General features: G+C 44.1%; 12 protein-coding genes. 8 read left to right on the top strand and 4 right to left on the bottom strand.

The genetic code is table 11. The features are described 5' to 3' along the window. Positions 1 to 20 precede the first annotated feature (20 nt). Both dtd and BCU68_RS03890 read left to right on the top strand, forming a co-directional pair. Positions 21 to 455, top strand: coding sequence for a D-aminoacyl-tRNA deacylase (gene dtd, locus BCU68_RS03895; RefSeq protein WP_102563492.1), 435 nt, complete (start codon positions 21 to 23; stop codon positions 453 to 455). A 118-nt stretch (positions 456 to 573) separates the two neighbouring features. Then, positions 574 to 1,491 carry a bifunctional GNAT family N-acetyltransferase/hotdog fold thioesterase gene (locus tag BCU68_RS03890; protein ID WP_102563491.1) on the top strand — a complete coding sequence of 306 codons (918 nt, stop codon included), beginning with the start codon at positions 574 to 576 and terminating at the stop codon, positions 1,489 to 1,491. Between the two features lie 138 nt (positions 1,492 to 1,629). Here BCU68_RS03890 and BCU68_RS03885 read toward each other — a convergent pair whose 3' ends face one another. Continuing rightward, complete coding sequence (locus BCU68_RS03885) at positions 1,630 to 3,717, bottom strand: AsmA family protein (protein WP_102563490.1); 2,088 nt, start codon at positions 3,715 to 3,717, stop codon at positions 1,630 to 1,632. A 156-nt stretch (positions 3,718 to 3,873) separates the two neighbouring features. Beyond that, a complete protein-coding gene (gene pckA, locus BCU68_RS03880) occupies positions 3,874 to 5,499 on the bottom strand; it encodes a phosphoenolpyruvate carboxykinase (ATP) (RefSeq protein ID WP_102563489.1) in 1,626 nt (541 codons plus the stop codon). Between the two features lie 569 nt (positions 5,500 to 6,068). On the opposite strand from pckA, the gene aspT reads away from it, so the two are divergent. The 3 genes from aspT to pdxY all read left to right on the top strand — a co-directional run bounded on the left by aspT (position 6,069) and on the right by pdxY (position 10,670). Next, complete coding sequence (gene aspT / locus BCU68_RS03875; RefSeq protein WP_102563488.1) at positions 6,069 to 7,784, top strand: aspartate-alanine antiporter; 1,716 nt, start codon at positions 6,069 to 6,071, stop codon at positions 7,782 to 7,784. Between the two features lie 146 nt (positions 7,785 to 7,930). Beyond that, positions 7,931 to 9,526, top strand: coding sequence for a bifunctional aspartate transaminase/aspartate 4-decarboxylase (locus BCU68_RS03870; protein ID WP_102563487.1), 1,596 nt, complete (start codon positions 7,931 to 7,933; stop codon positions 9,524 to 9,526). A 286-nt stretch (positions 9,527 to 9,812) separates the two neighbouring features. Beyond that, on the top strand, positions 9,813 to 10,670 hold the full coding sequence (gene pdxY, locus BCU68_RS03865) for a pyridoxal kinase PdxY (protein ID WP_102563486.1): 858 nt from the start codon (positions 9,813 to 9,815) through the stop codon (positions 10,668 to 10,670). A gap of 171 nt (positions 10,671 to 10,841) precedes the next feature. Here pdxY and hslO read toward each other — a convergent pair whose 3' ends face one another. Together hslO and hslR are read right to left on the bottom strand one after the other, a co-directional pair. Next, entirely contained in the window at positions 10,842 to 11,717 is an 876-nt protein-coding gene (gene hslO / locus BCU68_RS03860; protein WP_102563485.1) for an Hsp33 family molecular chaperone HslO, read from the bottom strand. An 86-nt stretch (positions 11,718 to 11,803) separates the two neighbouring features. After that, the gene (gene hslR / locus BCU68_RS03855) at positions 11,804 to 12,190 is read right to left on the bottom strand and encodes a ribosome-associated heat shock protein Hsp15 (protein WP_102563484.1); all 387 of its coding nucleotides are present in this window, start codon (positions 12,188 to 12,190) and stop codon (positions 11,804 to 11,806) included. Between the two features lie 215 nt (positions 12,191 to 12,405). Between hslR and gspC the strand changes: the two genes are divergently transcribed. Genes gspC through gspE form a run of 3 tightly spaced genes read left to right on the top strand, consistent with a single transcriptional unit; the run spans position 12,406 to position 16,912 of the window. Continuing rightward, positions 12,406 to 13,341 (top strand): type II secretion system protein GspC, encoded by a 936-nt coding sequence (gene gspC, locus BCU68_RS03850; RefSeq protein WP_102563483.1) that lies wholly within the window; start codon positions 12,406 to 12,408, stop codon positions 13,339 to 13,341. A 35-nt stretch (positions 13,342 to 13,376) separates the two neighbouring features. Next, positions 13,377 to 15,410, top strand: a complete 2,034-nt coding sequence (gene gspD / locus BCU68_RS03845) for a type II secretion system secretin GspD (RefSeq protein WP_102563482.1) — start codon at positions 13,377 to 13,379, stop codon at positions 15,408 to 15,410. Further along, positions 15,410 to 16,912: a type II secretion system ATPase GspE gene (gene gspE, locus BCU68_RS03840; RefSeq protein WP_102563481.1), complete on the top strand. Its 1,503-nt coding sequence runs from the start codon at positions 15,410 to 15,412 to the stop codon at positions 16,910 to 16,912. The genes gspD and gspE overlap by 1 nt, the downstream gene beginning before the upstream one ends. Position 16,913: the final 1 nt, after the last annotated feature.

Genomic DNA, 16,913 nt, shown 5'->3' with positions numbered 1-16,913 from the left:
GTTAAAGAAGGAAGTCGTTAGTGATAGCTTTGATCCAAAGAGTCAGTGAAGCCGCCGTTAAAGTCGATGGCAAAGTTATAGGGGAAATCGAACAAGGCTTGCTCGTGCTGCTTGGGGTTGAAAAGGAAGATGATGAAGCCAAAGCCAAGCGTCTGATGGAGCGTGTCACAACCTACCGCGTGTTTGAAGATCAAGATGGCAAGATGAACCTAAACGTAAAACAAGTGAACGGAAGTGTGTTAGTGGTGTCTCAATTTACACTGCCTGCTGACACGAAGAAGGGCACAAGAGCGGGATTCTCTCGTGGTGCACACCCTGTTGATGCTGAGCGTTTATATGATTACTTTGCTGATCAATGCGAACTGACACTGCCAACCGAGCGTGGTCAATTTGCTGCCGATATGAAGGTGTCATTGGTGAACGATGGTCCCGTGACATTCTGGCTACAGGTTTAATATCCCACGCCAATTCTAAACATTCCACAGAAGCACAGAATCAATTCCAAATAACAAATAGCAAATAACAATAATAATGATCGCCACCGTTTTTGGCTGACAAGGAACGTTAACACGCATGTTTAAACTCATTACCCCAACGACTGAAAATCAATTACAGAAGTACTATTTCTTCCGCTGGCAGATGCTGCGAGAGCCGTGGCATTTGCCGCTCGGTTCTGAGCGTGATGAGTATGATCCCATGAGTCATCACCGCATGATTGTTGATGGTCGAGGTCGTCCTGTGGCGATCGGGCGTTTATACATTACCCCGGACTGCGAAGGGCAGATACGCTTTATGGCGGTGAAAAATAATCGCCGTACTAAAGGGGTCGGCTCGTTGGTCTTGATTGCTCTAGAATCGCTTGCTCGTCAAGAAGGGGCGAAGCGTTTGGTGTGTAATGCACGTGAAGATGCGATTGAGTTTTATCAGAAGAATGGTTTTGAAAGCCAAGGTGATCTGAATGAGCAGCGTGGTCCTGTACGTCACCAACAGATGATTAAAGCGTTAAACCCGATGGCTGATGTATTGCGTAACCCAGAGTGGTGTCGAGACCTGCAGGAGCGCTGGGAGCAACAGATCCCGATCAGCGATAAGATGGGTATCAAGATTAATCAATATACCGGTTATCAATTTGAGTGTAGTGCACAGTTAAACCCTAATTTGAACCCTCATAATATGATGTTTTCAGGGTCGGCGTTTACGTTGGCGACGCTGACGGGTTGGGGCATGGCGTGGCTGTTAATGAAAGAGCGCGGCTTGTCTGGTGATATTGTCTTGGCGGATAGTAAGATCCGTTATAGTCATCCGGTGGAGAAAAACCCGGTGGCTTCGACCTCGTTAGATGGCATCAGTGGTGATTTGGATAGGTTAGCGTCTGGGCGTAAGGCGCGCATTGTGATTCACGTGACGATTTTTAGTGGTGATGTCGCTGCTGTGGAGTTTGTTGGTACTTATATGCTGTTGCCGAATTATCAGGCTCAATTGAATAGCTAACGGGTAGGAAGTCATCCAAAATAGCCAGTTTGTTTAGCAATGGGCGTCCATGCCCATTTCAGCCATATTAAACGGCTGAAATGGTTTGATGCTATAAACGGCTAGCAAGTGAGCGAAGCCTACTGCCAGCTGAATGTATTAATCAGCAAGGAGATCGGCGTTGAAGTGCTGATCTTGCCAATGTAACTCAAGGGGCAGGGATGGCTTATTTTGATTAGCCGTTTGCTCACTTGATGAACTTGAAACCAGATCCCATTCGCCTTGCAGTGTGCCGGCTAATTGCGCGCGTTGGTGCTCTTTAGCTTTGATCGAGACTAAAGGTAAGCGAGCGCGTCCTCGGTCTACCGTTAAATGAATATCGGCAATTGTGGCAGCGATGGGTGCTGGTTTTTCTAAGATAGCGTCACTTTCTGTGGCTTGATCTGAGCTTCTTGCTTGATCTAAGTTTGCTTCATCGCGATGAGGCGTTAAATAAACGTCACGTAGCCAAGCGGAAAATTGCCCTGATAAGCCATGATTAAACATCGCCTCATCACCCATTAAACCTGATGCTTGCAAGGTAAACTCACTCACTCCCTCAATATCAAACGGCACGGGTGGTCGATCTTGCTCTCGGCGTGACTGATTAAAAGTTTTCAGCAAAGGAGTCAGCGGCATGCCATCTCCTTGTGCGCTTAACGACCAAGGTTGCGATAGCTGGCTAAAGTTTATCTCGGCTTGGGCATTAATGTAGCCTTGCTCTAAAGGCACAAACAGGCGCTTGAGTTGCCATAGCCCATCACGACTGGTCATATCGATAATCGGTTGCATGGAAATTACCTGATCGTAACTGGCATTATTGGCACTGATCTCTAAATCGCCAGCCCATAATCCCCAGCGTCCATCACGTATTAATTCGACCTCTTTACCACGCGCATAAGTACCAGAGCTTTGCCAGTAAGGTGTGCGAGCCAGTTGAATAAATTGGCTGTTGTTCACCGTAAGCGTATCCATTGTCAGAGCTTCTAACTGTGAAAACCACGTGTCCGAAAGCAGAGATAAATCTAACCAATGCACATACAGAGGCGGTATAACGGTTGGGTCACTTTTCTCTGCGACCCACTTCATGTTCTCCAGCGTGATGTTGTCAAAGTGCGCACTGGTTGGCGTAAATAAGGCGTCGAGTAGCAACCTTCCTTGATATAGCTCGGTGCTGAGTTGAGTGACTTCAATCTGATTTGGCGTTAGCGATAACTGTGCACTCGGGCTGATGAACATGGTGTCATTTTCACGAATACTTTCAGCGCTAAATGAGATGCTCGCTTGCTCTTGCTGCCAAGGGTTAAACGGCAGTAAATGGATATTCTCGAGCGTGGCATCAATATCATTAAATGCCAATTTGCCATCATCAAAATTACTATCAATGATGTCGAGGCTATTAATGTGGTTAATGACAAATGGCAGCTTCTCAAGTAGACCGCGCTCGCGCCACAATGCTTGCTTCGTCGGGGTGATGGTTAGCTTATTGAAGGTGGCATTAATCACCGACCAAGCTTCACCAAACTGCTCAGCCTGAGTCGAAATACGACTGCCTTGCCAGTTAAAAGAGAGCCCATAAACCGTACTGTCATCGACTCTATAATCCATATCCATTAAGACATTATCAATCGCTTCAGCTTGCCAATAGAGCTGATCGGCTGACAGTTGTAGGTTGCCATAAGGCAGGATAGGCGAGGGTGTTGAAGGATCGTCGCTATCGTATGAGTGTCCCTGTGGCCAATGTGGTGCACGGATCTGTAGGCTCACACCACGCGCTGAAAATTGCTCATCGGCATAATCTAAATTTTGAATGGCCAGTTGATGTAAGCCGATAGAGCGACCGAACAAGGTTGGGGTGACTAAGTTTTTTGGTACCCCTTGCTGCAGGCTTAATCCATCAATGAGCAGACTTTCAATCGCAAAAGGTTTGCCGGTTAGCATGGCGAACATATTGCTCGATTTTAGCCAGATTTCGACTTTATCGATCGAAGGAATCGCTGGATCTTGAGTATCAATGCGATGCAAGACAAGATGATTAGGAAATTGATAATCGATGCGCTCGACCTGAATATCAGGATCAAAGTAGCGAGCTAATAACGTATTACTTAGCGGTGTGGCAAGTGAGGTTTGTAATACAATCAATAAACTGGCGAGGGATAATAGCGACAAAGCCACAAGTGCGATAAAAAACCAGAGTACTTTTTTCATTCCAGATCAGTTCCTAATTGATAGGTCTCTACCATGATCTAAAACGTTGAAATCTGCAACAAAAAAGCCCTACATTTGGCTAGATACTAGCATTAGCAGGGCTTTTTTCGGTATGACTAACGTTTCAATGCAGCAATAAGCACTGCGTTGGCGGCTTTAGTCGATTTGTGGACCAGCAGCAACCAGTGCTTCACCTTCCGCATTATCTGTGTATTGTGCGAAGTTTTTGATAAAGCGCTGTGCAAGATCTTCCGCTTTGCTTTCCCATTGTAGTGGGTCAACATAGGTATCTCTTGGGTCTAAAATGCTCTTATCAACCCCTGGTAGTGCCATTGGGATTTCGAGGTTAAAGGTTGGGATGATGCTTGTTTTCGCTTCATCAATTGAACCATCTAGAATCGCATCAATGATGGCACGTGTATCTTGAATTGAGATACGTTTGCCAGTGCCATTCCAGCCCGTGTTGACTAGGTAAGCTTCTGCGCCAGCCGCTTCCATACGTTTCACTAACACTTCAGCGTATTGCGTTGGATGCAGCGTTAAGAATGCCGCGCCAAAGGCTGCCGAGAAGGTTGGTGTTGGCTCAGTAATGCCACGCTCTGTACCTGCCAATTTAGCCGTAAAGCCGGATAGGAAGTGGTACTTAGTTTGCTCTGGCGTTAACTTAGCAACCGGTGGTAGAACACCGAAAGCATCTGCAGTTAAGAAGATAACTTTATTTGCATGACCGGCTTTAGAAATCGGTTTAACGATATTATCAATGTGGTGAATTGGGTAAGAAACACGAGTATTTTCCGTTTTTCTGCCGTCATCAAAATCAATGGAACCATCATTACGAACGGTCACGTTTTCTAGCAATGCATCACGACGAATCGCATTGTAGATATCAGGTTCAGCGTCTTTAGATAGGCGGATCGTTTTCGCGTAACAGCCTCCTTCAAAGTTGAAGATACCGTCATCATCCCAGCCGTGCTCATCATCACCGATCAGCTCACGTTTAGGGTCAGTCGATAGGGTTGTTTTCCCTGTGCCTGATAGACCAAAGAATACCGCGACATCACCTTCCGTGCCGACGTTGGCAGAACAGTGCATAGAAGCAATCCCTTGCAGAGGAAGCAGGTAGTTCATCATCGCGAACATGCCTTTCTTCATCTCGCCGCCATACCAAGTACCACCAATAATTTGCAGGCGCTCAGTAAGGTTAAAGGCAACAAAGTTTTCCGAATTGAGTCCGTGCTCTTGCCATTTAGGGTTGGTTGTCTTCGCGCCATTCATTACTACAAAGTCAGGGTTGAACGTTGCCAACTCTTCTTCTGTTGGGCGGATAAACATGTTTTTCACGAAGTGCGCTTGCCATGCCACTTCCGTCACAATACGTACGCTTAAACGGGTATCTGGGTTAGCGCCACAGTAGCCATCAATCACAAACAGTCGTTTGCCAGACAGTTCAGCGGTAACCAGCTCTTTTAGATCATTCCATACGTCAGTCGTGATCGCTTTATTATCGTTTTTGCCTTGATCGGACCACCATAATGTATCGCGCGTCGTATCATCTTTTACGATGTACTTATCTTTTGGTGAACGACCAGTAAAGATGCCGGTATCAACAGCAACAGCACCAAGCTCGGTAACTACGCCTTTTTCGTAGCCAGATAAGCTTTCTTGTGTTTCTTCAGCGAATAATTGCTCGTAGCTAGGGTTACGTAGAACTTCAGTAACGCCAGTAAGCCCATAGGTTGTTAGATCGATTGAGGTGGCCTTTGTATGTTCCATAACGGTCATAGGTGGTCCTTATAAGTTTTTTTGTGTAGGGATTTTTCTAAGTTTGTTTTTATTATCTGTCTTTCATGCTAGCAACGGTTCGGAGATAAAACAGCGAGGGAGCTCAAAATTTAACCATATAAATCGCGTGGTTTTAAGTGTCTCGTCACATATTAGCTGAGGTGGTTTGATTTGATGGGGGTAGGGGGGAGATTGAATAATAGTGATTTTGGGATAAAAAGTTTTTTTCCACTAAGTGCTTATTATTGCAAGATTAATCAAAATTAGAGTGGCAGAGATAAATAAAATTAATGCTTTGAACGAATAAATTATAAGATGGCTTTTTCATCTAGACTGGGTTTATCTCATTGTTTTCTGTGACTTGTTAGTCTTTTTTTAATCTTAAGCTCAACTTATGCAGGGTTTCGTCCTTCAAGTTGGATTGTTCATTAATGACTCTTGGCAATAATATAGCCCTACTTCCTAAGGGAGTTCAGATTTTTTATTTAATTGGTAAAGCCAAGCTTAAGTCGTAGATAGTTTCGCTTTGTTAATTAAATATGACTTAACAATATATAAGTGATAACGCTATGAATACTATTGAGCAACTATTTAATTTATCACCCTTTATTGCACTATTTATTACTCTATCGCTAGGTTATCTAGTTGGTAAAATTACCATTGGACGTTTCGTTCTTGGTGGTGTTGCCGGTACCTTGTTGATGGGTGTGATTATCGGGCAGTTTGGGGTTCATCTCGACCCAGGTGTAAAAAGCATTTTCTTTGCACTGTTTATTTACGCGGTAGGTTATCAAGGGGGTGCGCAGTTCTTTAAAGCACTTAACTTTAAAACCATCAATATCTTATTGTCTGCGGTAGTGATGACCGTTTCCGGTTTGTTATGTGTCCTATTCGCCGCATGGTTCTTTGATTTAGACCGTGGTACAGCAGCAGGTTTAGCCGCTGGTGGACTGACTCAATCAGCGATTATTGGTACCGCTGGTGATGCCATTGGTCGCCTTGCTGGGTTAAGTGATGAAGCGAAACACCTGATGCAAACCAATGTCGCCGTTGGTTATGCCGTGACCTATATCTTTGGTTCATTAGGTCCAATCTTGATGGTGACCTGGGTTATTCCAACCTTCATGAAATGGGATATTCGCTCAGAAGCATTAAAAGAAGCAGAAAGAACATCCGATGGTAAAGCGGTATTAAATGATGGTGAATTTAATGCAGTAACGCCTTTAGTGACACGTGCTTTTCAAGTTGATGCTAACAGTACGATTAAAGGCAAAACCTTTGCAGAATTAGATAACCCATTAATTGACGCTTGCATTGAATTAGTTGAAAGAAATAATCAGCCAATTGAAGTTTCACCGACAGAGGTGGTTCAAGAAGGTGATGTCTTAATTATTACTGGTCGTCGTCAGGCGCTGTATCAATTACAAAACAATGTATTAGGTCAGGAAATAGAAATCCCAACCACACTTGAAGTGATTGAAGAAAGCCGTCAACTGATTGCAAATAATAAACAGTTAATTGGTCGCACTTTATTAGAAGTAAAAGAAGCATCAAATAAAGGCAGCTATCGCGGTGTCTATGTGACTAATTACACCCGTGCTGGCAGCGAAATAGAGATTAATCCAGAAACCGTCATTCAAAAAAATGATGTGATTGAATTAACCGGTACGCCAAAAGATATTAATCGAGTTGAAAAAAATATCGGTAAACGTATGGGCTCAGCAACCGCAACCGACTTTATTGTCTTCGGTATGGGCATGGTACTTGGGTTATTAATTGGTTTGATCAGCTTTAAAATTGCCGGTATCCCAGTCACGATTGGCTCAGGTGCAGGTTGTTTGATTTCAGGTCTGATTGTGGGGTGGGTACGTAGCCGTAATCCGAATATTGCCGCACTGCCTGTTGGAGCATCAAACTTCATTCGTGACTTTGGTTTGGCTGTTTTTGTCGGTATTGTTGGCTTAGAAGCAGGACCTCAAGCGGTTGATACAATTAAAGAACATGGTTTATCTCTCCTGTTCTTAGGTGCTGGCGTAACGCTAATACCACAAGTGATTTCGTTTTTCTTTTCTTACTATGTATTGAAAATTAAAAACCCAATTGAAGCACTAGGTTGTGTAACCGGTGGACGAAGCGCTAACCCAGCCTTTGCGGCCTTAATGGAAAAAGCGGGTAACGCGACACCAGTATTTTCTTTTACAGTGACTTACGCAGTAGCGAATGTATTACTTACCCTTTGGGGTCCTATCATTGTCGGTATCATTACCGTTAATGCAGGTATGTAATCGGTCAATAGAATGAACAGAGGGTGAAATACTCACCCTCGCTTTATCCAAATATTATTTAAATTTATCTTGTTGCTCTTCATTTAATGGAGCGACCGGATCTGTTTAACCTGATTTTAGGTTAAACATATAAAAAGGTACTTATTATGACTACTCAAAATACAACTATCGACTTCTCTCAATACGCAGATTTAAGCCCATTTGAATTAAAAGATAAACTTATCGAAGTGGCACAAACGGTTCCTGACCGCGTACTACTTGATGCAGGTCGTGGTAACCCAAACTTCCTAGCAACGCTACCACGTAAAGCATTTTTACGCTTAGGTGACTTTGCCGTTGAAGAAGCAGAGCGTAGTTACGCTTACCTAAATGGTGGTTTTGGTGGTATTCCTGACGGTGTTGGTGTGGTTGAGCGTTTTGACTCATTTGCTAAAGACAACAAAGGCCGTGAAGGTGTGGAATTCATGCAACGTGCATTGAGCTACGCAAAAGATCGTCTAGGTATCGACAAACAAGCATTTCTGCACGAATTAGTGAATGCTTACCTTGCATGTAACTACCCAGTGCCATCACGCATGCTAACCAACATTGAAAAAGTAGTGAAACAGTACATTGGCGAAGAAATGTATGGTCCATTACCAATGACAACAGACTTTGACCTGTTTGCAACAGAGGGCGGTACGGCATCAATGACCTACACGTTCGCAACTATGTTCAACAATGGTCTATTGAAAAAAGGTGACAAAGTTGCGCTTATCACGCCAATCTTTACTCCTTACCTAGAGATCCCAGAGCTCGCTGAATACGAACTAGAAATTGTTGAGTTGCGTCTAGACGAAACAACATGGCAGCTACCAATGTCTGAAATTGAAAAATTAGCAGACACCGATATTAAACTGTTATGTGTGGTTAACCCAGCTAACCCAGCGTCAGTGAAATTCTCAACAGAAACGTTAGACAACCTAACACAGTTTGTTGAAACTCAACGTTCTGATCTGTTTATCATTACTGATGATGTTTACAGCACATTTGCTGATGACTTTGTCTCACTATTTGCAAAACTACCGTACAACACATTATGTGTGTACTCATTCTCTAAATACTTCGGTGCAACAGGCTGGCGTTTAGGTACCATCGGTATCCAACACCACAATGTATTTGATGATGCAATGCGTCGTCTACCAGAAGCGCATCAAGAAAAATTGGATGATCGCTACAAAACATTAACCGTAACACCACGTGATATTAAATTCATTGACCGCATTGTTGCTGATAGCCGTTCTGTGGCACTTAACCACACAGCAGGTCTATCACTACCACAACAAGTACAAATGGCACTGTTCTCTTTGAACTGTCTAATGGACTCTGAAGGTGAATACAAAGCAGCATGTAAACGCATCATTCGTGAACGTTACATCACGCTATACAAAAACATTGGTCTTGAAGTTGAAGATAATACTGACCGTGTTGATTACTACACATTGCTAGAGCTTGATACGCTAGGTGGTAAATTATACGGTGAAGAGTTTGTTGAATGGTTCAAAGCGCAGGGTAAAGGGAAAGATTTCTTATTCCGCCTAGCGCATGATACAGGTGTTATCTTACTACCAGGTCGTGGCTTTGATACGGTAAATGCTTCAGTACGTGTATCACTAGCGAACCTAACACACCACGAATATGAGCTAATTGGTCGTTCAACTCGTCAAGTGTTAAACGAATACTACGTTGAATTTAAAGGTTAATTTCCTTTATTAGCAACCTAGCAATAAGGCGTATGTCATGCCTTATTTGCTATCGAAACCCTGCCATTTGGTGGGGTTTTTTCGTTTAAATCAATATTTACCCGTGGTCATTATAGAGAGTCTCATCCTTCAAACGCGATTACGGAAACAGGACCACTGAATTTATACTTATTTTATCAGTTAACTTGTGAATGAAAAGGATCTGTCGCTTGATAATGGTAGTTTACTTCTTGCTACATTCTCTAATGTACAAGACCTAATTGTATAATATTTAAAGAGAAAAATTATGAGCGGTATTATATCGATACAAAGTCATGTGGTATTTGGGCATGCTGGCAATAGTTCAGCCGTTTTTCCAATGCAAAGAATGGGTCTTGAAGTTTGGCCGATTCATACCGTTCAATACTCAAATCACACTCAATATGACCAAGGTTGGAAAGGTCAGCGTTTTAATGCGGATGATATTCGTACTTTAGTCGATGGTTTAGACAACATTGGCCAATTAAGTCAATGCAACGCTATTATCTCTGGTTATCAAGGCAGTTCAGATCAGTGCCAAGCAGTAGCGGATACCGTATTGCGCGTAAAAGAAAAAAATCATAAAGCGATTTACGTATGCGATCCTGTGATGGGTGATCCTGAAAAAGGCTGCATTGTACCGTCTGAAGTGACGGAGAGTTTAGTCAATACGCTAATGCCAATAGCCGATGTTATCGTACCAAATCAATATGAACTATCGCAGTTCACCGGTGTTGATATTAATTCGTTTTACGACGCTGTGACAGCCTGTAAACAAGCATTAAAGATGGGTCCTAATTTGGTATTAGTGAAAAACCTTCATTCGATATCAAAAGGTGTCTTTAGCATGATCTTAGCCACCCCAAAAGCGTGTTATCTGGTTCAGCGTCCCGAGCTTGAATTTGATAAGGCCCCAGTTGGTGTAGGCGATCTTATTACCGCTGTTTTTACCGCTTGTTTGATGAAGAAGATGTCACCGTTTAGTGCTTTTTGTCACACCAATAATGCCGTTTATGGCGTATTGGAACTCACTCAAGAGTGTGGCAGTTGGGAGCTAGAAACCATTGCCGGTCAATATGAATTTGTTGAACCAACGCATGAGTTTGAACCAACCAAAATTGGCTAAATGGTCGCTTTATACATGATGAATATCGTGATTGTATCGTGATAAAAAGAAACCCCAGCCGGTCTTTTTCTAGTTAATACTATAAGAGACTGATTGGGGTTTTTATCCTCTCGCTATTTGCAGCTTCCAGTATAGATCAGCTGAAGCCATAGCTTGAACGGAAGAATAGGTTTAGTGAACCGTATCGTTACCTGATGTTGCATTGAGGTAAAGTGCATCAACATCGGCTTTATCAAATGAGTACTCAGTACCACAGTAATCACAGTGCAGGCCGATAGCCCCTTCTGTTGCTAGGATATCGTACACTTCTTCTTTTGCTAGCGTAACGATAGCACCACCACTGCGCTCACGAGAACAACCACAGAAGAAAGTCACATCTTGTGGGGTAAACACCTGAACTTTCTCTTGGTTGTATAGGCGGTAAAGTAGGTCATTCGCTTCTAGTGAGAATAACTCTTCATTTTTAACCGTGTTAGTTAGCTGCTCTAGATGCTCGAAGTCATCTGGCGTGCCAGTACCATCAGGCATCGTTTGCAGTAGCATACCTGCCGCGTGTGGTTTGCCTTCAAGTTCACCTAAACGGATCCAAAGACGCGTTTTTAGTTGCTCAGAACGCTCAAAGTAGATCTCTAAAATTTCTGCTAGCGTATCACCTTCAAGACCAACAATACCTTGGTAACGCTCACCTTTGTCTGGTGTAATCGTGATCACAAGGTGACCTTTACCAATCAGTTCGTGCAGAGTCGCGCCGTCAGCAATGTCACCGTCAAAGCGAGCAACACCACGCATTTTTTGGTCATTGTCACCATTAATAACCACAAGAGAAACAGGACCGTCGCCTTGTAGTTGTAGTGTGATAGAGCCTTCGAATTTAATCGTTGCCGTTAGTAGAGACGTTGCAACCAGTAGCTCACCCAGCAGGTTTTGCACAGCCTTTGGGTAGTCCTTGCTTGAAATAATTTGTTGGTAAGTATCATCCAATTGTACCAACTCGCCACGTACTGAAAGGTCATCAAATAGGTAGCGGTTTAAAACATTGTTTGTCATCAAGGTGACTCCAGCTTATTGGTTCTTAAATGTGATCGATGTTGGTTGTAAAACTCAATACAATTTGTTTTTACTATTCGTTTTTACTATTGACTCTTAAAGCGAATAATACTGCGACGCTGCTTTTTATCTGGGCGACGCTCAGGGCTTGGATTATGCGCATGCAAGCGGCGTTGTTCAAGGAACGCTTCACGTTTTGCGATACTTTCTGCCGTTTCCGTGTACAAGGTCTGCGCTTCTGGTGCGCCGCGACGATGACCGGAAATCTTCTCGATAGTGATCGTCTTCTCTTCATTGCCTTGGCGCAGGGTAATAACCGCACCGAGTTCAACGGCTTTACTTGGCTTACTACGCTGACCATTATAGTGGACTTTGCCACCATCAACCATGTTACGAGCGATAGTACGAGTCTTGTAAAAACGAGCCGCCCACAGCCATTTATCCAATCTTACGGATTCAGTGGTGGAATTCATCGTGACAAAATACCTCTATTTAATAAAAATCAAGCGCTATGCCTCTATAAATGGTGATGTGCTGCCAATTTTTCAAGGTCGGTGGCAAAATCAAACATACGTTCGATGTTCTGTAATATTGGTATGATATAATCGCGCACTACTTTAGCTCCATCTCTCAAATTTTAGTGTTGTAGGTGTAGGTTTATTGCCATTAGGTAAAAGGAATATTATTAGTGAAATTGAATGAGTTAGGCGCTCAGCTAAATCGCTTTCCACGTTTGGCGCGATTAATTCAAAATGGCCCCGTCCTTCAGCAACAGTCCAGTTTTATCATCACCGCTATCTTAATTGCCTCATCAGCATGGGTGTTTGGTCAAGTCACTTGGTTGAACCAAAGTAGCCAACAAAGTGTCTCTACTTGGCAACCTGCGAAAGATGGAACGGCAGTCGTTAATCAAGCCGGAATCGATTTAAGCGCAGTAAAATCGATGAACATGTTTGGCGTTTATAAAGCAAAAGCCGAAGCGCCAAAAGTGGAGAAAAAGCCCGTGGTTACCGATGCGCCAAAAACGCGTCTTAATTTGGTGCTAGTCGGTGCGGTGGCAAGTTCGAATGATAAACGCAGCTTGGCCGTGATTGCTAACCGAGGTAAACAAAATACCTACGGCATTGGTGAAGAAATTGATGGTACACGTGCAAAACTGACTTCAGTACTGGTTGATCGCATCATCATTGATAACCAAGGTCGCCATGAAACGTTAATGTTGGAAGGGGTTGATTACAATCAGCGCTCGCAAAGCCAGCCAGCCGCGAAAGCAAGTCGCACCAGCAGAACGCAAAGCAACAACTCTGCCCAAAGTGGTGACAACCTAGCCAGCATCAAACAGGCGATTACTGAAGATCCACAACAAATCTTCCAATACGTTCGTCTTTCTCAAGTAAAGAAAGAGGGCAGCGTGGTTGGTTATCGTGTTAGCCCAGGTAAAGAAGCGGACCTTTTCAATTCGGTTGGTCTGCAGTCGGGTGATATTGCGGTGGGGCTTAATGGCACCGATTTAACCGATCCAAGTGCAATGGGCAGCATTCTTAAAGAAATGAACAATTTGACTGAACTGAACCTCACGGTAGAGCGTAACGGTCAGCAACATGATATTTATATTGAATTTTAATACTGACGTATCCAACGTGAGTGAGGGAGAAAGACGTGAAACATTGGTTTAACAAGAGCACATGGTTATTGGCGGGTAGTTTGCTATGTGTGCCGAGTGTCGGGCTAGCAAATGATTTTAGCGCTAGCTTTAAAGGGACGGATATTCAAGAGTTCATCAATATCGTTGGACGTAATCTTGAAAAAACGATCATCGTTGATCCGTCAGTACGCGGCAAAATTGATGTTCGCAGTTATGACGTATTAAATGAAGAGCAATACTACAGCTTCTTCTTAAACGTATTAGAAGTGTATGGTTTTGCCGTTGTTGAGATGGATTCAGGTGTACTGAAAATCATCAAAGCAAAAGACGCAAAAACATCAGCGATCCCAGTGGTTGGCGACGATGACCACATCAAAGGCGACAGCGTGATCACTCGCGTTGTGACGGTACATAACGTATCAGTACGTGAATTGTCACCGCTACTGCGTCAACTGAATGATAACGCTGGCGCCGGTAACGTGGTTCACTACGACCCAGCCAATATCATCTTGATCACTGGTCGTGCAGCGGTGGTAAATCGTCTGGCTGAGATCATCCAACGTGTTGATAGAGCCGGTAACAAAGACATTGAGCTGGTTGAGCTAGAGAATGCTTCAGCAGCCGAAATGGTACGTATCGTTGAAGCGCTCAATAAAAGCACCGATGCGAAAAACACCCCTGAGTTCCTACAGCCTAAATTGGTCGCCGATGAGCGCACCAACTCCATTTTAATCTCAGGTGATCCTCAAGTACGTGACCGTTTGAAAAAGCTTATCCGCCAGTTAGATGTGGAAATGGCAACCAAAGGCAACAACCGCGTTATTTACCTAAAGTATGCTAAAGCCGATGAAATTGTTGATGTGCTAAAAGGGGTGTCAGACAACCTGCAAGCAGAGAAAAGCAGCAGCAAAGGTAGCAAAAATACTCAGCGTGACTCTGTGGTTATCAGCGCGCACACTGCGACTAACTCACTGATCATCACGGCGCCACAGGACATCATGAACGCGATTCAAGATGTGATTGCTCAGCTTGATATTCGTCGTGCACAAGTGTTGATTGAAGCGTTAATCATTGAAATGGCGGAAGGCGATGGCATCAACTTAGGCGTTCAATGGGGTAACCTAGAAACCGGTGCGATGATCCAATACGGCAATACTGGCGCATCGATTGGTCAAGTGATGGTCGGCTTGGAAGAAGCGAAAGATAGCACAACAACCGATTACACTTTCGATAGTAACGGCGACCCAGTTGCGATTGAGAAAACAACCCCAGGTGATTACTCAAGCTTAGCGTCAGCATTAGGCGGCGTAAATGGTGCAGCAGTGAGCCTAGCGATGGGTGATTGGACAGCATTAATCAGCGCAGTATCGACCGATTCAAACTCGAACATCCTATCGTCGCCAAGCATCACCGTGATGGACAATGGCGAAGCGTCATTCATCGTGGGTGAAGAAGTGCCGGTACTGACAGGTTCAACGTCAGGCTCAAACAACGACAACCCATTCCAAACGGTTGACCGTAAAGAAGTAGGTATCAAGCTTAAAGTCGTACCACAAATTAACGAAGGTAACTCAGTTCAACTGGATATCGAACAAGAAGTATCGAACGTATTAGGGGCTAACGGTGCGGTCGATGTACGTTTTGCTAAGCGTCAACTGAATACCTCTGTGATTATTGAAGACGGTCAAATGCTGGTCTTAGGTGGTCTAATCGATGAGCGTGCGCTAGAAAGTGAATCTAAAGTGCCAATCTTGGGTGATATTCCTTTCCTAGGACACCTATTCAAATCAACCAGCACACAAGTTGAGAAGAAGAACCTGATGGTATTTATCAAGCCAACCATTATTCGTGATGGTATGACCGCCGATGGTATCACTCAGCGTAAGTACAACTTTATCCGCGCAGAGCAACTGTACAAGCAGAGCGAAGGTCTGAAATTAATGGATGATTCGGGCATTCCAGTTTTGCCAGAATTTGGTGAAGAGATCCGTCACCCAGCTGAAATTCAAGCCTTTATCGACCAAATGAACGCGATGGAAAGTAAGTAATGAGTGAAATGTTAGATATGGCAGCGGCGTATCGTCGTTTGCCATTTAGCTTTGCCAATCGTTACAAGCTAGTGCTGGAGTTCCCTCATCCGGAGCGCCCAGCCGAGCTTTACTACGTTGAACCTATTTCAGCACAAGCTTTGGTTGAAGTGCGCCGTGTCTTAAAAGCGCCGTTCACACCGATCGCGATTGATATTGATGCGTTTGATAAAAAGCTCACCGATGCTTATCAACGAGATTCATCGGAAGCGCGTCAGTTAATGGAAGATATTGGCGCGGATAACGATGACTTCTTCTCATTAGCTGAAGAGTTACCGCAAGATGAAGATTTATTAGAATCTGAAGATGATGCGCCGATCATTAAACTGATCAACGCCATGCTCAGTGAAGCGATCAAAGAAGGGGCATCGGATATCCATATCGAAACCTTCGAGAAGACCTTATCGATTCGTTTCCGTGTGGATGGTGTATTGCGTGACATCCTAGCACCAAGTCGTAAGCTTGCTCCGCTATTGGTATCGCGTGTGAAAGTCATGTCGAAAATGGATATCGCCGAGAAACGTGTTCCACAAGATGGTCGTATCTCTTTGCGTATCGGTGGTCGTGCGGTGGACGTTCGTGTTTCTACCATGCCATCGTCGCACGGTGAACGTGTGGTAATGCGTCTACTGGATAAGAATGCCACTCGTCTTGATCTGCACAGCTTAGGTATGACGGCTGAAAACCATGAAAACTTCCGTCAGCTAATCAAAAGACCGCACGGGATCATCTTGGTCACCGGTCCAACGGGTTCAGGTAAATCCACCACGCTTTATGCAGGTCTACAAGAGCTAAACAGCAACGAACGTAACATCCTCACCGTTGAAGATCCGATTGAATTCGATATCGATGGCATTGGTCAAACCCAAGTAAACTCGAAAGTGGATATGACCTTTGCGCGTGGTCTGCGTGCTATTTTGCGTCAAGATCCCGATGTCGTGATGGTGGGTGAAATTCGTGACTTAGAGACAGCGTCCATTGCGGTGCAAGCCTCATTGACTGGTCACTTAGTAATGTCGACGCTGCACACCAACACGGCGATTGGTGCTATCACTCGTATGCGCGACATGGGTATCGAACCTTTCCTTATCTCCTCCTCTTTACTGGGCGTACTTGCTCAGCGTCTGGTACGTACTTTATGTAAGCAATGTAAAGTGCCATACCAAGCGGACAAAGAGCAGAAGAAACTGTTTAACCTTACCGAGCAAGATGACCTAGTGCTGTACAAGCCGCATGGTTGTGAGCACTGTAATAACAAAGGCTATCGTGGTCGTACGGGTATTCATGAACTGCTGATGGTTGATGAAGAAGTCCAAGAGTTGATCCACAGCGAAGTGGGTGAGCAAGCGATTGATAAAGCGGTACGTGCCAAAACCCCAAGTATTCGTGACGATGGTTTAGCGAAAGTGAAACGTGGCATTACTTCCCTTGAAGAAGTTATGCGTGTAACAAAGGAAGGCTAAA

Source organism: Vibrio sp. 10N.286.49.B3, assembly GCF_002873395.1.
GTDB lineage: Bacteria > Pseudomonadota > Gammaproteobacteria > Enterobacterales > Vibrionaceae > Vibrio.
Note: the sequence above shows the minus strand (reverse complement) of the source record. Positions and strands in the feature narration are given on the sequence as shown.